9 protein-coding genes and 1 tRNA gene are annotated in these 9,839 nt (G+C 38.3%); 8 read left to right on the top strand and 2 right to left on the bottom strand.

Annotation, left to right across the window (positions count from 1 at the left end):
* Positions 1–476 precede the first annotated feature (476 nt).
* On the bottom strand, positions 477–1,931 hold the full coding sequence (locus AC1DOS_RS14530; RefSeq protein WP_477538071.1) for an S-layer homology domain-containing protein: 1,455 nt from the start codon (positions 1,929–1,931) through the stop codon (positions 477–479).
* A 642-nt stretch (positions 1,932–2,573) separates the two neighbouring features.
* Between AC1DOS_RS14530 and AC1DOS_RS14525 the strand changes: the two genes are divergently transcribed.
* The 5 genes from AC1DOS_RS14525 (at position 2,574) to tsaD (ending at position 5,465) form a co-directional block, all read left to right on the top strand.
* Positions 2,574–2,649: transfer RNA gene (locus AC1DOS_RS14525), tRNA-Asp, on the top strand.
* A gap of 192 nt (positions 2,650–2,841) precedes the next feature.
* The gene (gene tsaE / locus AC1DOS_RS14520) at positions 2,842–3,294 is read left to right on the top strand and encodes a tRNA (adenosine(37)-N6)-threonylcarbamoyltransferase complex ATPase subunit type 1 TsaE (RefSeq protein WP_477538070.1); all 453 of its coding nucleotides are present in this window, start codon (positions 2,842–2,844) and stop codon (positions 3,292–3,294) included.
* Positions 3,291–4,001 (top strand): tRNA (adenosine(37)-N6)-threonylcarbamoyltransferase complex dimerization subunit type 1 TsaB, encoded by a 711-nt coding sequence (tsaB, locus tag AC1DOS_RS14515; protein ID WP_477538069.1) that lies wholly within the window; start codon positions 3,291–3,293, stop codon positions 3,999–4,001. The genes tsaE and tsaB overlap by 4 nt, the downstream gene beginning before the upstream one ends.
* Positions 3,994–4,449 (top strand): ribosomal protein S18-alanine N-acetyltransferase, encoded by a 456-nt coding sequence (gene rimI, locus AC1DOS_RS14510; RefSeq protein ID WP_477538068.1) that lies wholly within the window; start codon positions 3,994–3,996, stop codon positions 4,447–4,449. The genes tsaB and rimI overlap by 8 nt, the downstream gene beginning before the upstream one ends.
* Complete coding sequence (gene tsaD / locus AC1DOS_RS14505; protein ID WP_477538067.1) at positions 4,446–5,465, top strand: tRNA (adenosine(37)-N6)-threonylcarbamoyltransferase complex transferase subunit TsaD; 1,020 nt, start codon at positions 4,446–4,448, stop codon at positions 5,463–5,465. The genes rimI and tsaD overlap by 4 nt, the downstream gene beginning before the upstream one ends.
* A gap of 336 nt (positions 5,466–5,801) precedes the next feature.
* On the opposite strand, the gene AC1DOS_RS14500 is transcribed toward tsaD, so the two are convergent.
* Positions 5,802–7,733: an ABC-F family ATP-binding cassette domain-containing protein gene (locus tag AC1DOS_RS14500; RefSeq protein WP_477538066.1), complete on the bottom strand. Its 1,932-nt coding sequence runs from the start codon at positions 7,731–7,733 to the stop codon at positions 5,802–5,804.
* 124 nt (positions 7,734–7,857) lie between these two features.
* Between AC1DOS_RS14500 and AC1DOS_RS14495 the strand changes: the two genes are divergently transcribed.
* The 3 genes from AC1DOS_RS14495 to tatC are packed head-to-tail and all read left to right on the top strand — an operon-like array spanning position 7,858 to position 9,574.
* Entirely contained in the window at positions 7,858–8,523 is a 666-nt protein-coding gene (locus AC1DOS_RS14495; protein WP_477538065.1) for a redox-sensing transcriptional repressor Rex, read from the top strand.
* 52 nt (positions 8,524–8,575) lie between these two features.
* Positions 8,576–8,773, top strand: coding sequence for a twin-arginine translocase TatA/TatE family subunit (tatA, locus tag AC1DOS_RS14490; RefSeq protein WP_108587726.1), 198 nt, complete (start codon positions 8,576–8,578; stop codon positions 8,771–8,773).
* A 21-nt stretch (positions 8,774–8,794) separates the two neighbouring features.
* Positions 8,795–9,574 carry a twin-arginine translocase subunit TatC gene (tatC, locus tag AC1DOS_RS14485; RefSeq protein ID WP_477538064.1) on the top strand — a complete coding sequence of 260 codons (780 nt, stop codon included), beginning with the start codon at positions 8,795–8,797 and terminating at the stop codon, positions 9,572–9,574.
* The last annotated feature ends 265 nt before the right edge of the window (positions 9,575–9,839 follow it).

Raw genomic sequence — 9,839 nt, 5'->3', positions numbered from 1 at the left:
GAGAAAGAGGAGGAACAAAGAGTTCGAGGAACCAAGGGGGCGAGTCTCGGAGCGTATTCCATACGCGAGAAACGAGAAGCCCGCAGGTGACGAAGAAATCTGCCGTTCATCGTCTTTCGCAGCCCGAATACGGAAGTTAAGCTCGTGCGCCGATGGTAGTTGGGGGTYTCCCCCTGCAAGAGTAKGACGTCGCTAGGCAATTAAGAAGCCGGTAYCGAAAGGTACTGGTTTTTTTKTGTTCATTTTTTCAATTGAGTCGAAKGTGTGCGAGAAAGAGGAGGAACAAAGAGTTCGAGGAAMCAAGGGGAAGAGACTCGGAGCGTAAACAATACGCGAGACTCGAAGATCCTTACATGTCATTATAGAATTTAGAATATATACTTCTCTAGAAGTCGAACTAGGCAATGATCCTACTTCGCAAATTCAACACTATTAAAATAAGCCTTGCAGACCCAGGGGACCTGCAAGGCTTACTCTTATTGAATGTAAGGGGATGCTATATAACCGTATACAGGCTTGCCATTTTTCATGAATTTGGCTGGATACCAACCAAAAGTATTTTTAGAATTCTTGTTAATGTCATACACAAGTCCACCAACGAGAGATATAGTATCTAAATCAGATGTTGGTATAAGAGTAGAACTTGTACTTGGTTTTGAACGAAGACCAGAACCGGAATACTGAACTGGACTTCCAACTTCACGAATTTCTTTTGATACAATTCTGTCAGATCCTAAAATAGGGAAATGCTCTTTTTTAAATACGATATTCCAGTTTGTATCTTCACCATAATGAAAATCATCCGCTGTCATAACCATCGAATAAATGTTGGTTAAGAAATAGGTGTTACTGAAGGAACGGAAAACCTTTTCTTGATAAGCATTAACGTTTCGTTCACCAGTAGCTTTAATAATTGGACTATTGACGGCTTTGGTTCCATTATACGCCATTACTGCAAAGTACCAACTTTCTAACTCCTCAGGTTTCTTTTCGGCAACTGAGGGCAAATTTGTTCGTTTAAAGTTTTTGATTAAGATATCTACTCCTACAGATATGTTATAAGTAAGATCATATTTCAGGCGATTTACATCATACCCGGCAGTATTTGTAACTTGCATAAGCCCGATGCCACCATCTTCGGTAATGACTGGTTCACCGTTTGCATCGAATTGTTTCCATGCCCCGTTTTCCACTATTGCCACTGCCTTCACAATTTCAGGTGGAATCGGAAAATCTGCAGTAAGCGCGCTTCTAGTCAATAAACAGTTAACTGTTTGTAGGTCTGGGTTAGTACGGCTATCAGAATCGTAACCGCAAGTTTCAACAGATAATTTGAATTGATCGTTCAATGCCCGTGCAAGAAATGCTGAAAACTGATTCCGTTTTAGCAATACATCTGGACGGAATTCACTATCATTATAACCAACTGTAACTCCGTCAGCTAAAATCTTACGAATGGACGAATAAGAAGATTTACTGATTGGTACATCAGTAAATGAAATGACTTCTTCGTCAGTCAATTTAAAGGCCTTGGCAATGAAAATTGCCATCTCACCTCGTGTAACCGTTTTTTTTGGCATAAATTTCCCATCGTGATATCCAGAAAGGATACCAGCACTAGCTGCAGACTGGATTGCACCAGAGGCAAAGTAGTCACTCTTTACATCAGGGAATTCAGTATCACGAGGAGTTGTATCCAAATCCAGAGCTCTCGCAATCATCAAAGCAGCAGCTCCACGTGTAACCGTATCGGTCGGTCCAAAACGACCATCTGTATATCCCGAAATAATGTCATCTTCATACAAATACATTATCTCTTCATAAAATGAGTCACCAGGTTTCACGTCCGTAAATCCCGCAGCATTCGCTTGTCCAACATTTCCTACCAAAATCAAAACAAACGAAAATAGTAAAATATAAAACTTCTTCATTCGCATTCACTCCCTTTATCTATATAATACCAAAAAAGGGAATATAAAAATACCAATACTAATAGAGGATCACCCATCCAAATGCATTTAAAACATGAAATCCTAATATATATATAGGACTTTCAATACACCTCATTTATTAGAATATTATTCTTAAATAAATGATAAGATGGTGAAGAGGTGATAGTATTGGATACACTCAATTTAATTGGGCTGTTGTGGTAAGTCTCACTTGTTGTTTCACTCTTTACGTTTTTATCGGGGTTATTTAATCGATCTTGGGTATCATGTTTATTTGTTTCATACCTTTTTTACCTGTTGCTTATTATTTCAATGGAGCCGAAAATCACTGGAGACTTATAGCTTTCATGCCCATAGTGTTGCTTATTATTACGTTCTTTTGGAGAACGACTTCAAATAGCCGAGTAAACAAGCGCTAATCAGCAATGCAACACATCAAATATCTGAGCTACTTCATGGAGTGATTTCACCGTCTAATAAGTTCCAAAATCCACTGCCGTAAATAGTATGATTAATCGAATCTAAACTTTTTAAAAACCTTTAAAACTATTTTGCAAAAAACTATTGTAATTATTTCATACATTGGTATAATAAATCTTGTCGGTAAATATTAAATATTATGGTTCCGTGGTGTAGCGGTTAACATGCCTGCCTGTCACGCAGGAGATCGCGGGTTCGATTCCCGTCGGGACCGCCATTTTATTTTAAAATTATCAATCCACAAAGAAAGTAACCTTTCTATGTGGGTTTTTTTGTTATATTAATAGAATGTATAACACATTACTCAACTTCCTCCATTACGAGAGCAAGTTGTGTTTTTCTGCAATTAAGTGAATAATTGAGTTGGATTCGATACACTAGAGAAAACATGTGTGAGGTAAATAAAAACATGACATATATTAAACAAGTCACATCGCTTGAAGAAACAGAGCAATTTGGTCAACGTTTAGGAGAACTTGTTCAAGCACAGGATGTTATTACGCTTGAAGGCGATCTGGGAGCAGGGAAGACAACTTTTACAAAAAGTTTTGCAAAAGGATTAGGCGTAGAACGTAATGTGAACAGCCCTACTTTTACGATATTGAAGCAATATGAAGGCAGATTACCTTTCAATCATTTGGACGTGTATCGTCTTGCAGATAGTGAAGAGGATTTAGGTTGGGATGAGCTTTTTTACGGTGACGCAGTGTCTGTCATTGAGTGGGCAAAGTTGATTGAATACGATTTGCCAAAAGAGCGATTACAGATCGAAGTACTTTACGAAGATGAATTTGCTCGACGTTTTGAAATTACCCCATTGGGTGAGCGTTATGAGCAATTATGTAAGGAGTTATTTTCATGATTTGGTTAGGGATCGATACGTCGAATGTTCCATTATCAATTGCAGTTGTTAAAGATAATCAACTTTTAGTTGAATGGACAAGCTCGATAAAAGTTACACACTCAGTAGGGGCTATGCCTGCTGTTGAAGAAGCGTTAAAACAAGCAAATATTAATCCGGGTGAAATTGATGTAATTGCAGTGGCTGAAGGCCCAGGTTCGTATACGGGTGTCCGTATAGGTGTCACTATAGCCAAAACTCTAGCATGGACATTAAAGATTCCTCTTGTAGGGGTCTCAAGTCTCCAAACCATAGCTGGGAATGGATTACTTTTCAACGGACTAATTTGTCCCATTATGGATGCTCGTAGAGATAATGTATTTTCAGCAATTTATACGAATGACTTAACAGCTGACTTACCAGATGGTCATTATGCAATAGAGACTATTTTAGAAAAGTTAGCATTGAAACAAGAGAATGTTTTATTTGTGGGGAAAGATGTTTCAATCCACTGGCAAGCGATACAACGAGTTTTAGGTGACCGTGCTATTCGGGCGCCATTTTACCTTGATTTACCCAAAGCTTCTGTGGTGATTGAGCAAGCTATGAAGAAACCACTTCCTTCTATTGAAGAAACACATCATTTTGTACCTGAGTATAAGCGTATTACTGAAGCTGAAACGAATTGGCGTGCAGAACAACAAAAGGTTGGCGAATCGAATGATTGATACAGTCTTTTACCGCAAAATGACGGTTGCTGATGTAGATGGAGTCTTGAAGGTTGAGGAAGAAGCATTTAGTTTACCTTGGACCCGAGATGCATTTGTTCAAGAAATGACAACTAACTTACATGCTTATTATATTGTTGCAGAAAATGACCAAGGGCAGATTGTTGGTTTCTGTGGAATGTGGATGATAATAGATGAAAGCCATATCACGAATGTAGCAGTGGCTGAACAAGTTAAAGGGCAAGGGATTGGTGAAGGTCTTATGCGCGAAGCAATTCGAGTTGCTCGGGAACATGAAGTTGTTCTTATGTCTTTAGAGGTCCGAGTTAGTAATACGATTGCTCAAAATTTATATCGTAAACTAGATTTTCAAAATGGTGGAATTCGAAAAGGTTATTATACAGATAACCAAGAGAATGCACTGGTAATGTGGGTGGAATTTAAATGAGTAAAGATCAAATCATATTAGGTATTGAAACAAGTTGTGATGAGACCGCTGCATCGATTGTTCGGAATGGTTGTGAAATCGTCTCTAACGTTGTAGCATCACAAATTGAAAGTCATAAACGCTTCGGCGGAGTCGTTCCTGAAATCGCTTCTCGTCATCATGTAGAGCAAATGACGATTGTAATTGAAGAAGCAATGAAGCAAGCAAACATGCAACCAAGTGACTTGGACGCAGTTGCTGTTACAGAAGGGCCAGGACTGGTCGGTGCTCTTCTGATTGGTATTAATGCTGCAAAAGCATTTGCTTTCGCCAATCAATTACCTCTTGTTGGGGTACATCATATTGCAGGACATATTTATGCCAATCAATTAACAGAGCCTATGCAATTTCCATTGCTAGCACTCGTTGTTTCAGGAGGGCATACAGAGATTGTTTTAATGCCAGATCACGGTACGTTTAAGTTAATAGGTGAAACACGTGATGATGCTGCTGGGGAAGCGTATGACAAAGTAGCAAGAGTGTTAAAACTTCCATATCCAGGTGGTCCACACATAGACAGACTTGCACATGAAGGTGTCGAACCCATTGCGTTTCCGCGTATATGGTTAGAGGAAGACTCATATGACTTCAGTTTTAGTGGGTTGAAGTCGTCAGTAATAAATTATATGCACAATGCTGAGCAACGCGGGGAAGAGATTAAGCCTCAAGCTGTTGCAGCAGGTTTCCAAGCAAGTGTGGTAGAAGTGCTAACTGCTAAAACCTTGCGAGCTGCTAAAGAATACAAAGTTAAACAAGTAATTGCTGCTGGTGGTGTCTCTGCTAACAAAGGTTTACGTAAATCATTAGAAGATACCTTTGCAAAAGAAGGAATTCCATTTACGGTTCCGCCCCTGTTTTTATGTACAGATAATGCTGCTATGATTGCGGCAGCTGGTTCAGTAATGTTCGAAAAAGGAATTATTAGTTCGATGTCAATGAACGGAAAACCTGGAATGACATTATTCGACTGGAATTAAGAAGAATCGATTCTCTCATTGAAGAGAATCGATTCTTTTTTAGCAAAAATGAATTGAGATGTCAATAGAGAACATCTGTACTTATGCACAATTTGTGGATAAGATGTGCATAAGTCAGTGGAATTCAATATATAGTGGTAGGTTTCCCGTTGGATAATGTGTATAAAAACTTTTTACCCTGTGGATAGTGTGGGTAAGTCTGTTGATAGATTGATATATCAACCTTTTGATTGTGAATAACCTTGTGGAGAGAAAAATGTCGAAAAAAGTACTTGACCCATATATATACTCATTAAATTGTAAGAAAATACCGCATATTTCGACATGCGGTAACTTTTACAATAGTTCTAATTCTTCTTCTAATTCCATCCATTCAGTCATGAGCACTTCTTGATTCTCTTTAAAAGATTCAAGCTCTTTTTGAAGGACCACCAATTGTTCATGGTCTTGAAAGATAGCAGGATCACACAATTTTTCTTCAACAGCATTAATGTGTTCTTCTATCCCGCCTAGTTGACCTTCCAATTCTTCTAAGCGCCGTGTAATTTGACGCTCTCTTTTCTTAGCCTCTTTATCTATGGTTGAAGTGGATTGCTTTGTAGTAGTAGTTCCTACTTCAATAGGTCCCGCTTGTTCAGCTCGAATTTCTTCAAGTTCTTTTTTCTTTTCAACATAGTAATCGTAATCGCCTAAATATTCGAAAGCTCCATCACTTGATAATTCAATGACTTTTGTGGCAATTCTATTGATAAAATAGCGGTCATGCGAAACAAAAAGTATCGTTCCAGGGTAATCAATCAATGCATTCTCAAGTACTTCTTTACTATCTAAATCCAAGTGATTGGTCGGCTCATCTAAAATCAAGGTGTTAGCTTTTAACATCATGAGTTTGGCTAATGCGACCCTAGCTTTTTCACCACCTGATAAGGAAGAAATCGATTTGGTTACATCATCACCACTGAATAAGAAACGGCCAAGCACATTCCGTACATCTTTTTCATTCATTAATGGCCATTCATCCCATAATTCTTTCAGGACAGATCGGTTGCCTGTGAGTTTTGCTTGTTCTTGATCGTAGTAACCGAATTGAACATTTGTCCCGTAATGAATCGATCCGGCAATTGGAGGAATATCTTTTACTACGGTTTTTAGTAAAGTGGATTTTCCAACACCATTTGGACCAACTAAAGCGATTCGATCTTCTCGAAAGACTCGAAGATCAACATCTTGAGAAACAGGCTTTTCGGAGTATCCTACCGTAACTTGTTCTAATTTTAGTACGTCATTGCCACTTTGACGTTCAATCGAGAAACCAAAGTTCGCTGATTTTTCATCCCCATTTGGGGAATCCATCCAATCGGTTTTCTCCAACACTTTACGACGAGACTGAGCCATTTTAGTAGTAGAAGCACGAGCTAAGTTGCGTTGAACAAAGTCTTCAAGTTTTGCTTTTTCTTCTTGTTGCTTGTCAAATGTCTTCAAGTCGCGTTCATATGTTTTTGCCTTTTCATCCAAGTAAGAACTATAATTTCCGACAAAACGTTTTACTTTATGACGAGACACCTCATAAACAAAATTCACTACTTGATCTAAGAAATACCGGTCGTGAGAAACGATTAAGATCGCACCAGGATAACCTTGAAGATAACGCTCTAACCAGCTTAGTGTGTCGATGTCTAAGTGGTTGGTCGGTTCATCCAGAATGAGTAAATCCGGTTTTGTTAATAATAATTTGGCCAATGCCAAACGCGTTTTTTGACCGCCTGATAAAGATTGAATGGGCTTATCGTATTCTTCTGGGAAGAATTGCATCCCATGTAAGACTGAACGTGTATCTGATTCATATTGGTAGCCACCGGAATCTTTAAACGCAACTTGCTTGGTATCGTAGTCTGACAAGATACGCCCATAAGCCTCGGCATCTTCATATACGGTAGGGTCAGCCATTTGCTTTTCCAGTGAACGTAATTCTTTTTCAGCCGATAGATGATGAGCAAAAATGGTCATCATTTCATCCCAAATCGATAAGTCGGAATCGATGCCTGCATGTTGCTCCATATAGCCAACTTTTGTACCTTTTGGAATGATGATTTCTCCAGAGTCATACGACATTTCACCAGCAATTATTTTAAGGAGAGTCGATTTCCCAGCACCGTTCCGACCGACTAAAGCTACACGGTCTCTATGGTTTATTTCAAGTTTGACGCCGCTTAATATTTCATCGACGACAAATGTTTTATGTAATTGATTCACTTGTAAGACAATCATTAATTCCACCTCAGTTCTCACTTAGTTTAATGGAAGCGTGTAGCTGGCGCAACGGCAGAACTTTACTTCTTTTATGTACTCATGTAAGATGAAAGCGATTTCGCTTGAATGCAGGAGGAACAAAATGAAACAAGAACCGCTTAAAATTCCACAAGCTACAACCAAAAGATTACCTCTCTATTACCGATTTATCCAAAATTTTTCGAATGCGGGTAAGAAACGTATCTCTTCACAGGAACTAAGTGAAGCCATGAAAATTGATTCAGCTACGATTCGCCGTGATTTTTCGAATTTTGGAGCATTAGGTAAAAAAGGCTATGGCTATGATGTACAACACTTGCTTTCGTTTTTTCGTCAAACACTCGATCAAGATGAAGCAACTAATGTCGCATTAATCGGTGTAGGTAGCTTAGGGACAGCTTTTTTAAAATACAATTTTCACAAAAATCACAACACACGTATTGTAGTAGCATTTGATACGAGTGCTACTGAAGACGGAATGTTGATGAGTGACATCCCGGTTTTTGAACCTAGTAAGTTAGAAGGAAAAATTAAAGAATATGGTATTGAGCTGGTGATTTTAACAGTACCTTCACGAGCTGCTCAAGAAGTGACAGACCGCCTAACAAAAACGGCGGTTAAGGGTATTCTCAATTTTACAACAGTGCGATTAACGGTACCTGATTCAATTCGTGTCCATACAATTGATTTGTCTGTTGAATTACAAACACTGATTTACTTCATAAAACAAGATGAAGAAAGTTCACACATCGTTCATAGTAACAAATAGCAAACGTAGCGTAAGTAAGTTAAAATAAGAATAGACAAGAGGAGGTGCCTACATGCCAACAGGTCCATTAAGTATATTATTGATTGTGGTAGTAGCTTTGCTTGTATTCGGTCCGAAAAAGCTCCCTGAATTAGGACGAGCATTCGGCAGTTCGCTTCGCGAATTCAAAAATGCAACTCGTGGTCTAATCGATGAAGATGAAGATGACGAGAAAAAAAAGACAAAAAAGCTAGACGATGAAGTTAAGTAAGTACGTTAGGGTGTTTTTCTGATGGAAGAAAGAGACATGACTACAGTTGATCATATTATTGAATTAAGAAAACGGCTGATGATAATCGTCGTTTTCTTTGTTGTAGCAGTGGTAATCAGTTTTTTCTTAGCCGGACCACTGATTGACTTTTTGCAAGTGAGTGAAGAAGCACGGGATTTAACATTAAATGCGTTTAAAATAACCGATCCATTTAAGATATTAATTTCCGTGATGATGGTTCTAGCAATCGTTATGACATCTCCACTAATACTCTACCAAGTATGGGCTTTTATCTCTCCAGGACTTTACAAGAAAGAGAGAACAGCAACACTCAGTTACATCCCGTTCATCTTTTTTCTATTTATTGCTGGAGTTGCATTTTCCTATTATGTCGTATTCCCATTCGTCATACATTTTATGGCGGACTTAGCGACTGATTTGAACATTGAGCAAACGATTGGAATAAATGAATACTTTAGTTTTCTTTTCCAATTAACCATTCCATTTGGTTTTGTTTTTCAAATGCCTGTGGTATTACTTTTCCTAACACGATTAGGAATCATAACACCAATGTTATTAACAAAGTATCGTAAATATATTTACCTTGTGTTAGTAGTGGTAGCCGATATCTTAACACCACCAGATATCATGTCACATGTGCTAGTTACGATTCCGCTTATCTTGCTTTTCGAATTCAGTATCATCGTAGCCAAAATAGGATACCGCAAATATTTAAAAGCAGGAGCTCTTCAACAAATAGAAGAAGCGAAGAGTCAAAACGAAAGCCTTCCACCGGAATAATCGGTAGAAGGCTTTTTTTGTACCTATTGATATTGGAAGTAACTGCACTGTTGCGAGCGGGAATAAAGCATCCCCGGATGGGTATAACCAAACCACGAAAAGGAATAAATGAATTCCAGTGGGAATAAATCTGAAACCAACAAAAAAACTCCCGATAATTATTTCATCGGGAGAAAATCATATAAATTTATTGTGAATTTGATAAGGTTTCTAAATACTTTTGATAACGTTCTATATTTTCCTTATTTAATTGGACCAATACGAC

It is taken from the genome of Paenisporosarcina sp. P5_A11 (assembly GCF_056400705.1).
The sequence above is the reverse complement of the archived record's forward strand: the minus strand, read 5'-3'. Positions and strand labels throughout refer to the sequence as shown.

What these genes read in the sequence shown, in the direction of transcription:
- AC1DOS_RS14530 (WP_477538071.1), bottom strand. Translation starts at nt 1,931, where the DNA reads ATGAAGAAGTTTTATATTTTACTATTTTCGTTTGTTTTGATTTTGGTA.
- tsaE (WP_477538070.1), top strand. Translation starts at nt 2,842, where the DNA reads ATGACATATATTAAACAAGTCACATCGCTTGAAGAAACAGAGCAATTT.
- tsaB (WP_477538069.1), top strand. Translation starts at nt 3,291, where the DNA reads ATGATTTGGTTAGGGATCGATACGTCGAATGTTCCATTATCAATTGCA.
- rimI (WP_477538068.1), top strand. Translation starts at nt 3,994, where the DNA reads ATGATTGATACAGTCTTTTACCGCAAAATGACGGTTGCTGATGTAGAT.
- tsaD (WP_477538067.1), top strand. Translation starts at nt 4,446, where the DNA reads ATGAGTAAAGATCAAATCATATTAGGTATTGAAACAAGTTGTGATGAG.
- AC1DOS_RS14500 (WP_477538066.1), bottom strand. Translation starts at nt 7,733, where the DNA reads ATGATTGTCTTACAAGTGAATCAATTACATAAAACATTTGTCGTCGAT.
- AC1DOS_RS14495 (WP_477538065.1), top strand. Translation starts at nt 7,858, where the DNA reads ATGAAACAAGAACCGCTTAAAATTCCACAAGCTACAACCAAAAGATTA.
- tatA (WP_108587726.1), top strand. Translation starts at nt 8,576, where the DNA reads ATGCCAACAGGTCCATTAAGTATATTATTGATTGTGGTAGTAGCTTTG.
- tatC (WP_477538064.1), top strand. Translation starts at nt 8,795, where the DNA reads ATGGAAGAAAGAGACATGACTACAGTTGATCATATTATTGAATTAAGA.